Annotated in this window: 21 protein-coding genes; 14 read left to right on the top strand and 7 right to left on the bottom strand. The window is 58.1% G+C overall.

Annotation, left to right across the window (positions count from 1 at the left end; translation table 11 throughout):
• Positions 1-31 precede the first annotated feature (31 nt).
• Entirely contained in the window at positions 32-322 is a 291-nt protein-coding gene (locus GQX66_RS11720) for a hypothetical protein (protein ID WP_039770290.1), read from the top strand.
• 60 nt (positions 323-382) lie between these two features.
• On the opposite strand, the gene GQX66_RS11725 is transcribed toward GQX66_RS11720, so the two are convergent.
• The 3 genes from GQX66_RS11725 to GQX66_RS11735 all read right to left on the bottom strand — a co-directional run bounded on the left by GQX66_RS11725 (position 383) and on the right by GQX66_RS11735 (position 3,635).
• On the bottom strand, positions 383-1,954 hold the full coding sequence (locus GQX66_RS11725) for a GGDEF domain-containing protein (protein WP_102688573.1): 1,572 nt from the start codon (positions 1,952-1,954) through the stop codon (positions 383-385).
• A 187-nt stretch (positions 1,955-2,141) separates the two neighbouring features.
• Positions 2,142-2,915, bottom strand: a complete 774-nt coding sequence (locus tag GQX66_RS11730; protein ID WP_102688572.1) for an aldolase — start codon at positions 2,913-2,915, stop codon at positions 2,142-2,144.
• A gap of 12 nt (positions 2,916-2,927) precedes the next feature.
• Positions 2,928-3,635 (bottom strand): haloacid dehalogenase type II, encoded by a 708-nt coding sequence (locus tag GQX66_RS11735; protein WP_085748569.1) that lies wholly within the window; start codon positions 3,633-3,635, stop codon positions 2,928-2,930.
• A 109-nt stretch (positions 3,636-3,744) separates the two neighbouring features.
• Between GQX66_RS11735 and GQX66_RS11740 the strand changes: the two genes are divergently transcribed.
• Positions 3,745-4,602 carry a LysR substrate-binding domain-containing protein gene (locus GQX66_RS11740; RefSeq protein ID WP_240869106.1) on the top strand — a complete coding sequence of 286 codons (858 nt, stop codon included), beginning with the start codon at positions 3,745-3,747 and terminating at the stop codon, positions 4,600-4,602.
• Positions 4,603-4,623: 21 nt separating this feature from the next.
• Here GQX66_RS11740 and GQX66_RS11745 read toward each other — a convergent pair whose 3' ends face one another.
• Together GQX66_RS11745 and GQX66_RS11750 are read right to left on the bottom strand one after the other, a co-directional pair.
• Positions 4,624-5,220, bottom strand: coding sequence for a hypothetical protein (locus GQX66_RS11745; RefSeq protein ID WP_240869487.1), 597 nt, complete (start codon positions 5,218-5,220; stop codon positions 4,624-4,626).
• 137 nt (positions 5,221-5,357) lie between these two features.
• Positions 5,358-6,017, bottom strand: coding sequence for a ribonuclease T2 (locus GQX66_RS11750; protein WP_240869108.1), 660 nt, complete (start codon positions 6,015-6,017; stop codon positions 5,358-5,360).
• Between the two features lie 165 nt (positions 6,018-6,182).
• Between GQX66_RS11750 and GQX66_RS11755 the strand changes: the two genes are divergently transcribed.
• The 7 genes from GQX66_RS11755 (at position 6,183) to GQX66_RS11785 (ending at position 12,466) form a co-directional block, all read left to right on the top strand.
• Positions 6,183-6,665: a hypothetical protein gene (locus GQX66_RS11755; RefSeq protein WP_045121792.1), complete on the top strand. Its 483-nt coding sequence runs from the start codon at positions 6,183-6,185 to the stop codon at positions 6,663-6,665.
• A 50-nt stretch (positions 6,666-6,715) separates the two neighbouring features.
• On the top strand, positions 6,716-7,681 hold the full coding sequence (locus tag GQX66_RS11760; RefSeq protein ID WP_240869111.1) for a phospholipase D family protein: 966 nt from the start codon (positions 6,716-6,718) through the stop codon (positions 7,679-7,681).
• A gap of 73 nt (positions 7,682-7,754) precedes the next feature.
• Positions 7,755-9,473 carry a copper resistance system multicopper oxidase gene (locus GQX66_RS11765; protein ID WP_240869124.1) on the top strand — a complete coding sequence of 573 codons (1,719 nt, stop codon included), beginning with the start codon at positions 7,755-7,757 and terminating at the stop codon, positions 9,471-9,473.
• Positions 9,474-9,484: 11 nt separating this feature from the next.
• Complete coding sequence (locus GQX66_RS11770; protein WP_240869133.1) at positions 9,485-10,342, top strand: copper resistance protein B; 858 nt, start codon at positions 9,485-9,487, stop codon at positions 10,340-10,342.
• 31 nt (positions 10,343-10,373) lie between these two features.
• Positions 10,374-10,748 (top strand): copper homeostasis periplasmic binding protein CopC, encoded by a 375-nt coding sequence (gene copC / locus GQX66_RS11775; protein ID WP_108562828.1) that lies wholly within the window; start codon positions 10,374-10,376, stop codon positions 10,746-10,748.
• A gap of 3 nt (positions 10,749-10,751) precedes the next feature.
• Positions 10,752-11,615 (top strand): copper homeostasis membrane protein CopD, encoded by an 864-nt coding sequence (gene copD, locus GQX66_RS11780; protein ID WP_240869135.1) that lies wholly within the window; start codon positions 10,752-10,754, stop codon positions 11,613-11,615.
• Positions 11,616-11,674: 59 nt separating this feature from the next.
• Positions 11,675-12,466 (top strand): transporter substrate-binding domain-containing protein, encoded by a 792-nt coding sequence (locus GQX66_RS11785; RefSeq protein WP_240869138.1) that lies wholly within the window; start codon positions 11,675-11,677, stop codon positions 12,464-12,466.
• Between the two features lie 3 nt (positions 12,467-12,469).
• Here the strand turns inward: GQX66_RS11785 and GQX66_RS11790 are convergent, their stop codons facing one another.
• The gene (locus tag GQX66_RS11790; protein ID WP_240869141.1) at positions 12,470-12,679 is read right to left on the bottom strand and encodes a hypothetical protein; all 210 of its coding nucleotides are present in this window, start codon (positions 12,677-12,679) and stop codon (positions 12,470-12,472) included.
• 186 nt (positions 12,680-12,865) lie between these two features.
• Here GQX66_RS11790 and GQX66_RS11795 point away from each other — a divergent pair, with 186 nt between their 5' ends.
• Positions 12,866-13,531 carry a TIGR02466 family protein gene (locus GQX66_RS11795; RefSeq protein ID WP_240869143.1) on the top strand — a complete coding sequence of 222 codons (666 nt, stop codon included), beginning with the start codon at positions 12,866-12,868 and terminating at the stop codon, positions 13,529-13,531.
• A gap of 42 nt (positions 13,532-13,573) precedes the next feature.
• Here the strand turns inward: GQX66_RS11795 and GQX66_RS11800 are convergent, their stop codons facing one another.
• A complete protein-coding gene (locus tag GQX66_RS11800; RefSeq protein ID WP_007955862.1) occupies positions 13,574-13,933 on the bottom strand; it encodes a DUF6124 family protein in 360 nt (119 codons plus the stop codon).
• A 461-nt stretch (positions 13,934-14,394) separates the two neighbouring features.
• Between GQX66_RS11800 and GQX66_RS11805 the strand changes: the two genes are divergently transcribed.
• From GQX66_RS11805 to GQX66_RS11820, 4 genes are all read left to right on the top strand, one after another.
• Positions 14,395-14,940, top strand: a complete 546-nt coding sequence (locus GQX66_RS11805) for a PAAR domain-containing protein (RefSeq protein ID WP_240869145.1) — start codon at positions 14,395-14,397, stop codon at positions 14,938-14,940.
• A 9-nt stretch (positions 14,941-14,949) separates the two neighbouring features.
• Positions 14,950-15,732 carry a hypothetical protein gene (locus GQX66_RS11810; RefSeq protein WP_240869148.1) on the top strand — a complete coding sequence of 261 codons (783 nt, stop codon included), beginning with the start codon at positions 14,950-14,952 and terminating at the stop codon, positions 15,730-15,732.
• Positions 15,717-16,097: a hypothetical protein gene (locus GQX66_RS11815; protein ID WP_240869151.1), complete on the top strand. Its 381-nt coding sequence runs from the start codon at positions 15,717-15,719 to the stop codon at positions 16,095-16,097. Before GQX66_RS11810 ends, GQX66_RS11815 begins: the two co-directional genes overlap by 16 nt.
• A gap of 551 nt (positions 16,098-16,648) precedes the next feature.
• Positions 16,649-17,908 (top strand): N-6 DNA methylase, encoded by a 1,260-nt coding sequence (locus tag GQX66_RS11820; RefSeq protein WP_240869153.1) that lies wholly within the window; start codon positions 16,649-16,651, stop codon positions 17,906-17,908.
• Positions 17,909-17,913 lie beyond the last annotated feature (5 nt).

Below are 17,913 nucleotides of genomic sequence, written 5' to 3' on the forward strand. Positions count from 1 at the left end.
TATCAGGTAATCCCCTTTCCGGAGACAGACCATGATGACGCGCAAACTCACCTCGCTGTTGTTGATCGGCCTGCTGGCCACGGGCTCAGCCGCGACATTCGCCGCCAACGACGGCGCCGATGCCACGGGCACCAAATCCGGCTCCACCAATGGCTCGCCCATGCCACCGGACAATACGCCGGGCTCGCCGTCCGGCGGCAGCGGCGCGGGTGGCGGCACCGGCACCAACGGCGGTGCGAGCGGTTCGGGCTCAGGCGCGGGAGGTGGCACCGGTTCGGCCGGTGGCGGCACGGGCGGTGCCGGCGGTGGCACTGGCGGCTGAACGAACAAGAGCAGGCCGTGGTAAACGCCATGGCCTGTGTCTGAACCCTACCGTTTTTTGTCAGCGATCCGAACGTAGCAATTCGCCGAAACCGACGTCCATCGACAACACGGCCGCGCGATTGCGGCCGGCGTTCTTGGCCTGATACAGCGCTGCATCCGCGCGCTGGATGAACAGCTCCGGGCTGTCGTTGCCCAGCGGAATAAATGCATAGCAACCCAGGCTCACCGTCAGATAACCGGTGGGCGAGCCGCTGTGGGTGATGTGTTTGTCCATGACGCTGCGGCGGATCTGCCCGGCAATCGCCAGCGCGCCGTTGATGTCGGTGTCCGGCAGCAACACCGCGAATTCCTCACCGCCATAGCGCACCGCCAGATCGGACTTGCGCTGGCAGCAGTTCTTCACCACCTGCGCGACCTGCGTCAGGCAATGGTCGCCGGCCACGTGGCCGTAGGCATCGTTGTAGCTTTTGAAGAAATCGATATCGAGCATGATCAGGCTGACCGGGCTCGACTGCCGCGCGCCCCGGGCAAACTCCACCTCCAGCGAGCGCTCGAACAGACGCCGGTTGGCCAGCCCGGTCAGACTGTCGTGGGTGGCGATCTGCTCCAGCGTCCGCTGGGCCTTGCGCAGGTTTTTCTCGATCCGCTCGCCATCGCGCACCTGATGAATGAACACCCAGCCAAACAGCCCCACGCCGAGCATCACCAGCGCCACGATCACGCTGGACTGGAACGCCCGGTCATACCAGCCCTGGAGGATCGTGTCCCGGGACGAAGACGCCGCGACCACCAACGGGTAGCTTTCCAGCTGTCGGTAACCATAAAGACGCGTCACACCATCGACCACCGAATCGATCATCGCAGTGCCGGCGGACGCATTGGGCAGCAACTTCTGGTAGATCTCGCCCTTGGCCAGCGAGGTGCCGATAAGGGCCTCGTCGAACGGTCGCCGAGCGAGCAAGGTGCCGTCGGTCAGGCCGAGGAACATGGTGCCGTTGTCGTCCAGGCTGAAGCTTTTGAAGAACCGGTCGAAGTAGGACATCTTGATCCCGGCCAGCAGCACACCCTGAAAATTGCCGGCGTGGTCGTTGACCCGTTTCGAGATCGGGATGATCCACTCACCATTCTCACGGCTGCGGATCGCCGGGCCGATGTGCGCCACGGCCGAGACGTTCTGCTGGTGAAACTTGAAGTACTCGCGATCCGCCACGCCATTGCCGCGCGGCAGATCCGCGAATGAGGTAATCACCCACTGCCCTTCGCGGTCGAACAGAAACATGCCGTGCAACTGCTCCAGTTGCTGCACCCGCCGCGCGAGGGTTTTCTGCAAACGTGGCTTCTGCGCCGCGCCATAACCATCGTCCTGAACCCAGTCGACCAGGCTGGTCAGCACCAGATCCGCTGCCAGAAAAGTGTCTTCAGCCTGCTGTGCCATGGCCCGGGTCAGGTTGGCCGACGACACCTGTGCGTTGGCCAGATCCTGGCGCCGCGACTGTTCGATCTGCAAATACAGCAGACCGGACAGGCACAGACACACAGCAACGATGAACAACACCGCCGCCTTGCGCAGGGGCAAACGCTTGAGGGTGCCGCCGGGGGCCTGATGCGGATCGTGAATGGGGATAGGCAAAAGCGTGTCCTGGGCAGGTACGACAGGGGCAAAAGCCCGAAACCCTTGTTCTTGTGAGCGTAGCCCACCGGGTTGTGTGGGGCAACCAAGTGCCCTCGCTACGATCCCGACCCAGTTGCTATCGGCGCGCAGGGCAATTGGATGACCTGCGGCGCGAATTATTTTTGCCTGCCCGTTTTCCTCGCTTTTACCCCCGGCTCGACAACCGCCGCATCGCACTGTGCAGATGCGCCCGCGCACTTTCCGGATCGCCCTCGCGCATCTGCTCGTACGCCCGTTGCGCAACCGCGTGCGGTACCGGTTTCAACACCCGTTGCGTGGCCATCGCCAGCAGTTGCACCTGCGCGGCACGCTCCAGGTAATACAGATCGTCCCATGCCTCGGCGATGGTCGGGGCGGCGACAATCACACCGTGGTTCTTCAAAAACAGAATGTCGGCCTCGCCCATCACCTCGGCAATCCGGTCGCCTTCGCGCTCATCCAGCGCCAGCCCGTTGTAATGCTCGTCCACCTTCGTGCGCCCGTAGAACTTCAGTGCGGTCTGGCTCAGCCACAACAGCGGCGGCCCCTCCAGCAGGCACAACGCCGTCGCGTTCGGCATATGGGTGTGGAACGCGACTTTTACTCGGGGCAGTCGCTGATGCAGGCGCGCATGAATATAGAAAGCAGTCGCTTCCGGCTGGCCCTCGCCGTCCACCACGTTGCCGTCGAAGTCGCAGACCAGCAGGTTGTGCGCCGTCACTTCGGAAAACGCATAGCCGTACGGATTGACCAGAAACAGGTCAGCATGACCCGGCAACATCGCCGAAAAGTGATTGCAGATCCCCTCTTCCAGCCCGTGCAGCGCCGCCAGTTGAAAGCACGCCGCCAGCTCTTTGCGAGCGGTGATGACGGCTTCGCTGTCGAGGTGCAACGAGGCGTAACGCGCGGGTCGGGCGCTGCCGGTCAGGGTATGGGCCATGGCGAAACTCCTTTATGACCAGCCAAGGGATGAGAACAACGGAAGGACTTCGTCCAGCGTGTTGAGGATCGCGTCGGGCCGATAGTCCGGCAGCAACTGACGACCGGTCCCGCGGTCGATCCATACGCAGCGAAAATGCATGTCGCGGGCCGCCGTGTGGTCGAGCATCGGGCTGGCGCAGATGTGCACCACCTGATCGCGGCTGACGCCCAATTGCTCATGAGCGTAGTCGAACAGCCTCGGCGCCGGTTTGTAGGCGCCGGCCTGTTGCGCGGTGATCAACCGGTCGATGTGGCCGCCGAGTTGAGCGACGTTGCCGGCGATGATGTCGTCATCGGTGTTGGAGACGATGCACAGCTTGAAACCCTTGGCCTTGAGCTGCGCGAGGGTCTCGACGACTTCGGGGAACGGCGGCATCTGCGGGATCGCAGCGGCCAGACGCTGACTGTCTTCGCTGGCACTCGCCAGGCCCAGTTCTTCCAGGGCCAGTTGCAGGCCGAGAGTGCTGAGTTCGCGAAACGAGCGATGCGGCGGCGTCTGTTCCAGGCGATGTTCGTGGCGGTCATAAACCTCGATCAGGCGCCCGGCGTCGACCCGGTGTTCGCCCTTCTCGCTCAGGATCCGCCCAGCCACGGCGCGCAGGCCTTCGTCCCATTGAATCAAGGTGCCGTAGCAATCGAATGTCAGCCATTGCGGGCGCGGTGTGTTGATCAAGGTCATGGGGAATTCCTCTGCAAGTGAGGGCTTCAGCTTATGAACTCGGGGTGATAGTGTGAAATTAAATAAATAGCCGACCGTCAGTTGCCAAACAAATATCGAGGCCGCCGCCATGCTGGACCTGGAACTGCTGAAAACCTTCGTCTGCGTGGTCGATGAAGGCAGCTTCACCCGCGCCGCCGAACGCGTCCACCGCACCCAATCCACGGTCAGCCAACAGGTACGCAAACTCGAAGACCTGGTCGGCCACGCCCTGCTGTTGCGCGACCGCACCGGGTTGAACGTCAGCGTCACCGAGCACGGCGAACTGCTGATCCACTACGCCCGTCGATTACTGGCCTTGTCGGCCGAGGCCAGCGAAGCCCTGGCCAGCGACCTGGATCTGGAAATTCTGCGCATCGGCATGCCGGAAGACTTCGACGCCCGACGCATGGCGCTGATCCTCGCCGGCTTCACCCGCAGCCACCCGCAAGCGCGACTGGAAACCGTCAGCGGCATGAGCCTCGACCTGCGCCAACGCCTCGACAGCGGCGAAATCGACATCGCCCTGATCAAACGCGAACCCGACAGCGGCCCCGCCTGGGCGACCTGGCCGGAAAGACTGGTGTGGGTCAAAGGCGTGGAGTTCGATTCTTCCGGCGGCGTGTTGCCGCTGGCGCTGTTTCCCCAAGGCTGCCTGTACCGGCAACGGGCGATTCGCCTGCTCGACGTGGCGCAACGCCCCTGGCGGGTGGCCTTCGGCAGCCACAGTCTGACCGGCATTCAAGCGGCGGTGGCCTCAGGGCTCGGCGTTTCGGTGCTGCCGGCGTCGGCGGTGTTGCCGGAGCATCGGGTGTGCACGGACTTGCCGCCATTGCCGCCGACGGAGCTGGCGCTGGTCAGCCGCGAAGGGGTGTTGAGTGGATTGCAGCGGGGTTTGGTGGAGTTTCTGCGGGGGGAATTGGGGGTGGATGCGGGGGGATTTGCTTGATCCCCCCGATGGGCGCTGAGCTCAGGGCTTGTTGACTTCGCGCAGCAGGTCGGCGACCGGGAGGTTCATGGTGTTTGAGTAGTAGGGTTTGTAGCCCCAAGCGGTAATGACGACTTTGCAGGGGACCTGGAGCTTTCCGGACAACAGGCCATTCAACTCCTGAGTTGAAAGAAATTCCTGAGTTGAACCGTTATTTACGGTCTGCCTTAAAGTTGCACTCGTCACGTAGTTGTATTTCCCACCTGCCTTGTTGGCCTCATCTACATCAATCAGTCCGTACGCCGAATACCTGAAGCGGTTAGTGATAGAGAAGTCCTGATCGTCACCCAGCGCACACTCCAACATTGTCGAAGCGGCGCCTTCCCTCATTCCTCTCCCAAACAGATCCAAAAGGTTTACATCAGAGGCGTAGTAAATTTCGTAATACAGGCTGCTGGGTTCTCTCTCTATCGTCAGAAAATTGAGATTTGCAGGCTGGACCGTATGGTTTTTAGCGCAGGCTGAACACAAGATGGTCAATAGAACAAGCAATAAGGTTTTCTTACCGCTGCTGGTGCCATGCCCCGGCAACGGGCAAGCCGTCGGGTCGGTCACTCGGGCAGCGGGTTTTCCGCTCATGAAAAGCTCCTTGCAGTATCGCGTCATCATCCGTGGGGCGCGCAGCATGAACAAAGTCCTTCCATTGATCAAACCCGATTGCAAAAAAACAGGCGCCTGAAAAGGCGCCTGTTTTTTATGGCCGGTAACCGCTCCAGTCAACGCGACGGCGGCACTCGAATATCCCCCGCCCGGCACTGGGTTTTCACACCCTTGCCGCAGGCGCCGAATTGCAGGTCCTTGCCCATGCACACGCGCACTTCCGAGAGTTCCGGGCCGTTGCAGATCACGGCGATACCGTCTGACGGGATGCCCGGATTGCTCTTGCGGAACAGATCGGCAATTTCCTGCGCTTCGAAGTAATAAGAGCTACTGAACGGTTGCAACTCTTGCGGGATGTTCACCGCCGCCACGGCCTTGTCCGCTTCGTCCAGATAGCCCATCGCGCCGAGGCCGCTGCAGGTGCCGTGCTTGCTCCATTCGTGATCGAGGAGTTTTTTGGTCGGGAACAGCGTCAGCCCTTTGGCTGTTTCGGCGGCCGACAGGTTGGTCAGCGGCGGGCAGGACTCCGGCCAGCCGCCCTTGGCGTATTGCGGCCAGAGGCCATGCAGGACAAAACCATAACCCTTGCCGGTGCATTGCGGGTCATCCTTGTGGGTCAGGCAAAAGGTCGGCGACCAGGACAACGTCAGCAGGTAGTAATCGAATACCCCCGCCACCGATTCCGCCTTGCTGGCAGACGACTGGCGCGCCGAACTCAGGCCGATGCTACCGACCGTCAGCGCAATCAGCGCCATAATTGTAAAAAGCTTTTTCATGTTCCCGTTCCTTGGGACGCGTGCGTCCGTGGTTTCTGTGGTCTGACCGTCACTTGGCCAGACGCTGATTGAGTCATGCCCGTGTTGCAGGCGCATGACGCAGGGCAAAACCTGCATTACTTTGAAAGGACTACGATGATGTTGAAATCACCACAGGGAACCGACATGAGTAAAGCAGACGAACTCGCCGCGAAACTCAAACAAACCCGGCACACCCATGCTGACGAAATCACCTGCGCCGAACTGGAGATCGATTGCTGGCCGGCTCAGGTCTACGCGTTGTATCACCGCATCGAGGGCTGGTTGCAACCGGTGACCGAGGTAGGCCTGAAGATTCGGCGAAATCCTACCCATGTTTGCGAAACTTCGCCGGATGGCGAGACCCACGACTACGCCATCGACCAGTTGATCATCGAAGCCAACCATCACAGCCTGACGTTCGATCCCATCGCCCGCTTCACCGAAGACGGCTCGGGGCGCGTGCAAATCGTCCTGCCGGGGCGCGAAGCATCGCTGCTGCGCACGGTCGATGAGCACGGTGAAAGCCATTGGTGGTTGCAGACGCTCGAAACCGGGCAACAGCTGGATGCGATTGCGTTGACGGAAAACAACCTGCTGCTGGTAGTCCAGGAAGGTTTGGGACTTTAGGCAATCAAACTCCGACCAATACTCCACACATTCACTCAAGAGCCGAACTGATGACTCGACTGATTCAAAACCAGCAAGAATTGGCCCTTTGGGTACGCGAATCGAAAGGGCCTCTCGATATTGCCGTGGCCTTTTGGGGAGAGGGGTCTATATCAGCCCTTGGACTAGATCAAAGTCAGCGAAATGTCCGTATTTTGCTTGATCTGTCCGCAGGAGCGACCAATCCGTCTGTCGTGCGGAAACTGCTCGAATCGCACCCAGCAAAGATCCGCTGTGTCCCGCGTCTGCATGCCAAAACGTACATTGGCGAAAACGAATTGGTCGTCGGAAGTGCCAACGCGTCGGCGAACGGGTTGGGTATCGAGGGACACGCTGCAAGCCAGTGGATCGAACTGGGTATCCTGTCCAACGATACAACAGCCGTCGAGCATGCAAAATCCTGGTTCGCCGACCTATGGTCCATTGCTCAACCTGTCGACGTAGACAGTGACTGGTTCAAACAAGTCGAGGCCGACTGGATTGCACGCCAGAAGTCTCGTCCTTTACCAGACTCCCAGGCAGACTCACTGATTGCAGCCGCAATAAAGAACCCCGAAGCCTTCAAGGGCAGGCGTTGGTTTGTAGCGGTGGATATTCATGCAATGTCGACCAAGGGAAGTAGGGCCTTGACGGAAAAATCACAAGCCCAGGGTCGGCCGGCGTTCGCATGGGAGTCGTGGCAGTCGATTCCGGAACATGCACATATCATCAGCTTTTCCAACCAGGGTGATAAGTTCGAATTTGCCGAGGAAACCGGGGCAAGGGAACCGGTTTTCTATTCAGCAGAAGGTCATGGCGAATTCATGCAATACGTCAGTGCCAGTCATATTCCGGGCTTCAAAAACAATCTTGGCCCCTTACAGGAATGGCTGCCGCTACTGCGCACTGCCAAAGCCAACAGCTTCGACTGGCAGGCCGAGGGCGGCATGTGTATGGATCTTGGAGAGTTCGCCGAACTGAACCTGACGCAACTGTAATCCGCGCCTCAGCCAACTGAAAGCTGCCGCTGGTTAGTCTCCCCGTCATTGGTCAAACGGGGACTTCCAGCGCATGCCTTCCACCACCTCAAGACGCACCTTCGTCAAAGGCCTCGCCGCCGGCGGTCTGCTCGGCGGCCTCGGCCTGTGGCGCACGCCGGTCTGGGCCTTGAACAGCCCCGGCCAGGTCAATGAGTTAAGCGGCACCGACTTCGAGCTGTTCATCGGCGAAACACCGGTCAACTTCACCGGCCAGCCTCGCACCGCCCTGACCATCAACGGCAGCCTGCCCGGCCCGCTGCTGCGCTGGCGCGAAGGCGACACCGTGACGCTGCGGGTGCGCAACCGGCTCAAGGACAGCACGTCGATCCACTGGCACGGCATTCTACTGCCGGCCAACATGGACGGCGTGCCGGGCCTGAGTTTCAAGGGCATTGAGCCGGGCGGCGTGTACGTCTACCAGTTCAAGGTCCGCCAGCACGGCACCTACTGGTATCACAGCCATTCCGGCTTGCAGGAACAGGCCGGGGTCTACGGGCCGCTGGTGATCGACGCCCGGGAACCGGAGCCGTTCCACTACGACCGCGACTACGTAGTGATGCTCAGCGACTGGACCGACGAAGACCCGGCCAGCCTGATGAAGACCCTGAAAAAACAGTCCGACTACTACAACTTCCACAAGCGTACCGTCGGCGACTTCATCCATGACGTCGGCGAAAAAGGCTGGGGCGCCACCGTCGCCGATCGCACGATGTGGGCGCAGATGAACATGAATCCCACCGACATCGCCGACGTCAGCGGCGCCACGTACACCTTCCTGATGAACGGCCACGCCCCCGATAACAACTGGACCGGCCTGTTTCGCCACGGCGAAAAGCTGCGGCTGCGGCTGATCAACGGCTCGGCCATGACCTACTTCGACGTGCGCATCCCCGGCTTGAAAATGAACGTGGTCGCCGCCGACGGCCTGCACGTCAAACCGGTCAGCGTCGACGAATTGCGCATCGCCGTGGCGGAAACCTACGACGTGATCGTCGAACCCGCCGCCGACGCCTATACCCTGTTCGCCCAGGCCATGGACCGCACCGGTTACGCCCGAGGCACCCTCGCCGCCCGCGCCGGATTGTCGGCCCCGGTGCCGGCGCTGGATCCGCGACCGCTGGTGACCATGGACGACATGGGCATGGGCGGCATGGGCTCTGGTGGAATGAATCATGGTTCGATGGACATGAGCGGCATGGATCACTCGAGCATGAACATGGGCCCGATGCAGGCGCACCCCGACAGCGAAAAGGACAACCCGCTGGTGGACATGCAAGCCATGACCACCGCGCCGAAACTCGACGACCCCGGCCTCGGCCTGCGCAACAACGGTCGCCGCGTGCTGACCTACGCCGACCTGCGCAGCACGTTCGAAGACCCGGACGGCCGCGACCCGAGCCGCACCCTCGAGCTGCACCTCACCGGCCACATGGAGAAATTCGCCTGGTCGTTCAACGGCATCAAGTTCTCCGACGCCGAGCCGCTGCTGTTGAAGTACGGCGAGCGAATCCGCCTGGTACTGGTCAACGACACGATGATGACCCACCCCATTCACCTGCACGGCATGTGGAGCGATCTGGAAGACGAAAACGGCAATTTCCAGGTGCGCAAACACACCATCGACATGCCGCCCGGCACCCGCCGCACTTACCGCGTGACCGCCGACGCGCTCGGCCGTTGGGCCTATCACTGCCATCTCCTGTACCACATGGAAATGGGCATGTTCCGCGAAGTGCGGGTGGAAGAATGAGGACGCCGACCATGACCCGATTCGCCGTGTTTTCGTTGTCGCTCCTGTCGATGGCTCCGGCCTTCGCCGCCAGCGACATGCAGGGCATGGATCACAGCCGGATGGGCGATATGCAGAGCATGGACGACGGCATGATGCAGCCCGCCGCGCCGACCGAAAGCCGCACGCCGATCCCGGCACTGACCGACGCCGACCGCGCCGCCGTGTTCACCAGCCACGCCGGGCATCAGGTCCACGACAGCGCCATCAACACGTACTTCCTCGCCGACAAACTTGAATGGCAGGACGCCGACGACGCCAGCACCCTGGCCTGGGATTTGTCCGGCTGGATCGGCGGCGACATCGATCGGCTGTGGCTGCGCTCCGAGGGCGAACGCAGCAACGGCAAGACCGAAGACGCGGAAATCCAGGCGCTGTGGGGCCACGCGATTTCGCCGTGGTGGGACGTGGTCAGCGGCGTGCGTCAGGACTTCAAACCCGGCGCTCCGCAAACCTGGGCCGCGTTCGGCCTGCAAGGCATGGCGTTGTACAACTTCGAAGCCGAAGCCACGGCGTTCCTCGGCGAAAACGGCCAGAGCGCGGTGCGGCTGGAGGGCGACTACGACATCCTGCTGACCAATCGCCTGATCCTGCAGCCGACTGCCGAACTCAACGTCTACGGCAAAAACGACCCGCAACGCGGGATCGGCTCCGGCCTCGCGAACACCGAGGCCGGGCTGCGCCTGCGCTATGAAATCCGCCGTGAATTTGCGCCGTACATCGGCGTGACCTGGAACCGCACCTACGGCAACACCGCCGATTACGCACGGGAAGAAGGCGAGGATCGCAGCGAAGCGCGACTCGTCCTCGGCGTGCGGCTGTGGTTCTGAATCCCATCAAAAAACACCACCGAGGTCTTGCATGCGCACACTGAAAATATCCCTCGTCCTCGCCAGCGGTTTGCTCTTCAGCACCCTGGCTCAGGCCCATCCGAAACTGCTGTCGTCGACCCCGGCCGAAGGTGCCGACGGCGCGGCGCCCGGCAAGATCGAACTGCGGTTTTCGGAGGATCTGCTGACCCAGTTCTCCGGCGCCAAACTGGTCATGACCGAGATGCCCGGCATGGCCCATTCGCCAATGCCGATGAAGGCCAAAGTCAGCGCCGGCAGCGACCCGAAAACCATGCTGGTCACCCCGCTCGCACCGCTACCCGCCGGCACCTACAAGGTCGAATGGCGCGCAGTGTCGTCGGACACGCACCCGATCACCGGCAACGTCACGTTCAAAGTGAAATGAGTGATGGCTGAACTGATCAACATCCTCCTGCGTCTGGCGCTGTATGTGGATTTGCTGTTGTTGTTCGGACTGGCGTTGTTCGGGCTGTACAGCGTTGAAGCGGTGCTGCGGTTTCGGCCGATGCTGCGCGGGATGGCGTTGATCGGGGCATTGCTGTCAGTGGCGGGACTGGTGCTGATGACCCGCGCCATGAGTGGCGAAACGGAATTCGCGGCGCTGTGGCCGCACCTGCAAATGATGGTGCTGGAAACCGACGTCGGGCTGGCGTGGACGCTGCGGATGATTGCGCTGATCGCCGTGGTGATCTGGCCGGGATTGTGGCTGGCATCGATGGCCGGCGCCGTCGCCCTCGCCTCCCTGGCCTGGAGCGGACACGGCGCGATGGATAACGCGTGGCATCTGCTCAGCGACATCCTGCACCTGCTCGCGGCGGGTGCGTGGCTGGGCGCCATGCTCGCGTTGATCTTGATGGCGCGGCTCGACGCACTGTGCAGCGAGGCGCGCGTTCGTTCGCTGGCAGACTCCGTCAAACGCTTCGAAGGCGTCGGCGCGGCAATTGTGCTCATCCTGTCGGTCACCGGCGTGGCGAATTACCTGTTCATCGTCGGCCCGACACTGGGCGAAATCCTGCTCGGCACCTACGGCATTCTGCTGGCGATCAAGGTTGTGTTGTTCGGGGGCATGCTGGTGCTGGCCGCGTTGAACCGCTTCCACCTCGGGCCGTTGCTTGAGCAATCGTTGCGCGCCGGGCAGCATCAAGTGGCGGCCAACGCCTTGCGCCGCAGCGTGGCATCGGAGCTGGTGATTGCGCTGTTGATCGTGGGACTGGTGGCGTGGCTGGGCACGTTGAGCCCGGAACCGGGATGACACCCGGCAAACGCATTCACTACACTGGCCCGCACTCCCACTGCACAAGCCCGATCTCCATGACAATTCCAAAAAGCACGATGATCTTCTGCGGCCTGCTGGCCATCGCCGGCGCCGCCCAGGCACAAGAACCGGCCTCGCACCTCGACACCATTCAGCAACAAGGCCAGTTGCGCGTCTGCACCACCGGCGACTACAAGCCCTACACCTTCAAACGCCCGGACGGCGGTTTCGAAGGCATCGACATCGCCATGGCGCAAACCCTGGCCGACAGCCTCGGCGTCAAGGTCGAATGGGTGCAGACCACCTGGAAAACCCTGATGCCGGACATGCAGGCCGGCAAATGCGACATCGGCGTCGGCGGCATCTCGGTGACCCTCGAACGCCAGAAAAAAGCCTTCTTCAGCAACACCCTCGACGTCGACGGCAAGATCCCGCTGGTGCGCTGCGCCGACCAGTCCAAATACCAGACCGTCGAGCAAATCAACCAGCCGAACGTGCGCCTGGTCGAACCCGCCGGCGGCACAAACGAAGCCTTCGTCCACGCCTTTCTGCCCAAGGCGCAACTGGCGTTGCACGACAACGTGACCATCTTCGAGCAACTGCTCGACAACAAGGCCGACGTGATGATCACCGACGCCTCCGAAGCCCTCTACCAACAAAAACTCAAACCCGGCCTGTGCGCCGTCAACCCGAGCCAGTTCATGCAATACGGCGAAAAAGCCTACCTGCTGCCGCGCGACGACATCAGCTGGAAACTCTACGTCGACCAGTGGCTGCACTTGAGCAAAGTCACCGGCAAATACCAGAAAGTCCTGAGCGAATGGATCGCCGTACCCGCGGCTCAGTAACCCTCAGTCGTCATGCATCAGGCCGGAGCTGTACTGGTTGAAACTGTTACCGATATTGCTCCCGCCAAACTTCAACGTATTCACGTTCCGCGCCTCCGGCGACTGACAGTCGCTGGAGAAACAACTGGTGGTGGTCAAACCACCGGAACCGGAACAGGCTGTTAGGAACGAGATGGTGGCGACGATCAACAGCGCTTTGAGTGGATTGTTCATGGTGTGTGGCGCTCGGGTAGGATTCGGATCTTGTAGAGGGATCGTAGGCCTGTGCGGGTGGCGGGAAGATGAAACTTGCGGGGGTTTCAGCGTGGGTTCAGGTTCGGCCTTTCACAAAGGTTTACATCGGTTTTTCAGTTCGCTCGGTATAGTTTTTTGCAACTTACGAGACCTAGAGAACCCGCAATGCCGTCGACCAGCCACTTGGTAAATCCTGACCTGATAAAGATTCGACGGCTGTTCACAACGCCCCTCGCCAGCCTCCAGTACCCCGATGCCGCAAAACTTAATTCCCAACTGAAAACCATCATCACAACCCGCATGGCGCAGGATCGTAGCGGCGCCCAGCGCAGCAACGACGGCGGCTGGCAGTCCGCGAACGACTTCCATGAATGGGGCGAAGAAGCCAGCGACGCTCTCGTGAAGTTCGCCAAAGCGTTCGCCGTGCAAATGACGGCAGTGCACAGCGAACAATTCGGACTGACCGAACCGAGTTTCGAATGGAAACTCAACGCCTGGGCCAACGTAAATACCGCAGGCCACAGCAACGCCCTGCATGGACATCCGGGCGCCTTCTGGTCAGGCGTCTACTGGGTGGACGCCGGCGGCCGAGAAGACGACCCGACCGTCGGCGGCGACCTGGAATTCGCCGACCCACGCGGCATGGTCGCCTCCACCTACAACCCCGCGCTGCGAATGCGCGTCGAAGACTGCATAACCGCCGGCTTCAGCAGCACCTGCGCCGCCAGCAGCGGCACTTTCATCATGTTTCCGTCGTGGCTGATGCACTCGGTTCGACGATTTGAAGGGACGAGGCCGAGGATTTCAGTTGCGTTTAACTTTGGTGCCTGAGGCACAGAAAATCAGCCCTCCGCGACAGAGGGCCGCAACGACCTACTTCGGCTCGACGTTATCCAGCGCCTGATTCACCGCCAAAGACCCCAACATCACCAACTGCGCAATGCCGATGGCGGTTTTGCGGTGGGCGGGTTCCAGGGTGGCGGCGAAGTTGTTGAGCATTTCGGAGGCTGATCCCAAGGATTCGCTGGCGTTGGCGAGCAGGGATTCGGTGTCGTAGGCCGGGTTGGCGAAGTACATCGGGTCATGCTGGGTGTGGCTGCCCATGATCCGTTGCTGTGGGGTGAGGTAATGATCGAGGGCGCGTTCGGCGGCTTCGTTCAGGGTTCGTGAATCAGGGAATTTGTAGGGGGAGACTGGATCGGTTTCTGGTGGGTTGGGTGTTGGTTTGAACATGGAGTAACTCCCGACGGATAAGAGGTTAGGAGCCGCCACCTTCGCTACCAAACTAGGGTGGAGGCCATACGCAGGTTGGTAGACCGGCCGTCAGGAACCCCGGCGCATCCGAAGATGCCCTGCGCATGACCACCATAAAACGAAGGCACTGAAAGCCTCCGCAAGACAGTAGTCTTGTGCTTCTGACGGAATCCGGGCTACCAAACCCGATCACTGTTTTTCAGTGACCCAGGAACGATAGAACCCCCGTGCTAGAGGCACAAGCCGGCGGATTCTGTCTTAGGTGTAGGGGGTGGCGCAAGGATGTGTAGGGCCGAAGTAGTGTCAGATAGCTTCGTTTAAACACACTCAAATTTTGCTGTTTAGATGGACGATCAACACCAGGCACATCGCCGTCAGGCAACCACCAAAGCAACTCTGATACAGTCGGTGCCAGCTAATCCGTTGACAGGGAGTCAAACATGGCAAAGCCCGCTGCACGCATCACCGATCCCACCAGTTGCCCCATCCCCGGACACGGCCCCAAAGCCATTGCCTCCGGATCCCCGGACGTGTTCTTCGACGGACTTGCTGCCGCCCGAAAAGACGACACCTGCACCTGCGGCAGCGCACTCGCCTCCGCCGTATCCAGCACAGTATTCATCAACGGCAAAAATGCCGCGCTGGTAGGCACAGTCGGTTCACATGGAGACGTTGTGATCGGAGGATCGGGAACGGTGATTATTGGTGACTCACATACGCCTGCGCCGTTTACGCCACCGACGCCGATGATTATTCATGGGAACTGGATCGCCTTTAAGATCCCAGCTTCTGAGAGCTATCAAGGATTCACATGCACCGCACACTTTGATGACGGGTCATCAATGACTGGATCCTTCGACTCAAATAACACAGTCCGATTTGCCAACCCAACCGGCAAAATGTGCCATACGATCGCATTTGCAGAGCACGAAAACACCTGCACTACATCAAGCATTGATGCACTGCTTAAAGATATCTTGGGATAAGGACTTCTCATGACTGAACCGTACCTCGTAACCGGCTCTTATGTTGTCAAGAGTGAGCACACCCTAAGCCAGTCTCCACTTGAAATGGCAATCGCGGGCATGGAAGGCGCTGCCACACGCTTTTCGATCAACGCGATCAAAGACGAACGCGTCCGCGCCAGCTACCAGCGCAATATCAAACGAATGGCGCAACAGGTATTGGCAGACGTTAGAGCTGGCAATATCACCGTTGAAGACGGTACAAAATTCAGCAACGAAATGCGCAACAAAATAATGTTTGAACATCGTAAGTTCACCTCCGCCCAAGGCGTTGCCGTTGCCGAAAAAAAGAAAAAAGGCGGAAAAACGCACGCAGATATTCTCGATGAAAAATCTCGAACCGGCTTCAACAAAAACTACAACCAACTTTCAAAGACCCAGCAAAAAGAAATCCTTTATAAAGCTCTCGAAGGATCAGGCCGAGACAACGCCAAATTTACAGCCGGTACAAAAATCATGACCGTCATGGGCAAGGTTGGGATCATCATGACAGCCGCCCTTGCTACCTACGAAATACTGAACGCCGACAACAAAGTAAAAGAAACCGCACGACAAGCAACAATTCTTGGCGCGGGCGCCGCCGGCGGCTTCCTTGCGGGCCTGGGTGTTAGCGCAATTTGCGGCCCAGCAGCACCAGCATGCGCTGTAGCTGTGGTTTTAATAGGTAGCATGGCAGGTGGCATCGCCGGAAGCGTAGTTGCAGATACTTTTGACGATGAACTAGAGGAGCTTTCCCATTGGGAAGTATTTTGACTCCGGAAGATAAAGCCAAAATCCAGATAGCATTGGCTGAAGCCTTTGTTGACAACGAAGTCGACTATGCATATATCGCGGAGCGAATTAAACCCTACGATCTGAAAATTGTTGAAGACATACTATATTCAGAAGTAGCTCCGGTGTGCTTTGGCAATCTTGAGACACCTGTGCCGCCAATTTGGACGGGATTCAAGGATGAGTGGTTGTTGGACGAGATTGAAAAAGAACTGCGAGCTCGTCAACGAAGTAAGATGCGGCGAACCTTTGACAAACTGAAGACTCTTTGGCTTCGTTACAGCTATCGCTATATTTGGAAAGAAATCTTAAAAAGTATCAACAATAACCAACTCAACGGAAAATGAGCAAAAAAATAGGAACAGATTTATTAACCACCTAGAAACCCAAAACAAATAAACCCACCCAGCTTGCCCTTGTCCTTTTATACTGCCCCTATATACTACTTACCACCTTACTCTAAAGATATCAGCCCGATGAAAATATTTACGATGTGCATGGAGTGCCAAAAAAAAAGAAAGGGACAGATTTATTTGCCACAAAAATTGAAAAAACACCCTCCCTTTTCGCACTAAACATAACGATATATTTTTAATTATTAGATAGAGGTTAGGTTTGGTATCAAAACTGGAAGGTGGTTGGTCTGATTCGATAGAATTATTGCGTCACTGTTCGAAAAAAGCTCCGTTTAGCCTAGATTCCAGCCCTGGCAAGCAGGAACACCCCGAACCGACCAAGCTAGCAGAATCTGCGATCTTGACGAAGCTGGCCTCCGGGCGACGCATAGGGCTGATGCTGCCTGCCAGTCACTTCAATTTACCATTCGAAGCAGATGAAACCCTTTTGCTGTCACGGCTTCCCAAGGTAACATAGGCCTTTGCTCACAGAACAAGCGATCATGCCCCCGATCACCGTTACCCGCTCCTCAAACTCAGACGCATTGGGTCGTTATTATACTAAAACCGACATAAGCGAGTTTTTGGTCGATCAAATTGAAGATCATCACCCTCGTAGGTTATTGGATCTGGGTGCGGGGTCAGGATCGCTATCTATTGCAGCCGCATCACGCTGGGGTAATTTAGATCTACTAACAGTCGATATCGACGCGAGGGCGGCCGATGGTTATAAAACAAACTTAGGAAATTCCAACCTCAAACTTTCCTCACATAAGCATTTCCATACAGACGCACTATCCAATGATCTACCATCGCTGCTGAATACATTTTCCAACCCCATTGACACTGCAGTCTGTAACCCACCATTTATATCTCCAGAATGGACAAGCGATTATAGTGACCTGCTAGAAGAAACCGGATTCATACAATGCCTCCCAATAAAATCCAGCATCGATGCGGCTGTACTATTTCTAGCTCAAAACCTTCGTCTTATCGGAAAAAATGCAACATTAGGAATTATACTGCCAGACAGCTTCATAACGGCAGCCAAATACAAAAAATTTAGACAGCATTTACTGACAAACTACGAAGTAGTCAAAGTCATTCAACTACCTCGTGGATCCTTCCATGGAACAGATGCGCTTGCCAGTATTTTCATCATTAAAAAAACCAATACCGGCAGTGGTCTCATTTCAATATACAAACTTGACGAAAGCAGAAAACTTAGCGGACGACTTCAAATCCCGACCGAATCAGGATTTGGACGGCTGGATTATAATTTCCATTGTCAAGCAATCAACCAGAATCGAAGCAGCGATATCACCACTCTTGAAAGCGTCAAGGCTATAATCAACAGAGGCACTCTTTCGAGCTCCGAAGCTAAACAATACAAAGCACCGGTATTCCACACTTCTGATATCAGCGAAAAGGATTGCGGGATATGGAAAGATCTTTCAAGATTTGACGCTCCTCCAAACTTCGACCCCAAAAAAAATCTTATCACTGGAGAACCAGGTGACATCCTGATCGCTCGAGTCGGTCGCAATCTGGAAACAAAAATATTAGGTATATCTAAAGGAACCATCATTTTAACTGATTGCATATACCGTATTCGAGTGCCCGAACACCTTCGGGCAGTCCTACTTTCCGCATTATCTAGCGAAAAAGGTCGGAAGTGGCTTTCACTTCACGCCTATGGTGTAGCTGCAAAACACCTCACAAAACTCGACTTACTATCGTTCCCTCTACAAGTTAACCAATAAGGATA

Source organism: Pseudomonas sp. B707 (genome assembly GCF_022496685.1).
Classification (GTDB): domain Bacteria; phylum Pseudomonadota; class Gammaproteobacteria; order Pseudomonadales; family Pseudomonadaceae; genus Aquipseudomonas; species Aquipseudomonas paraglycinae.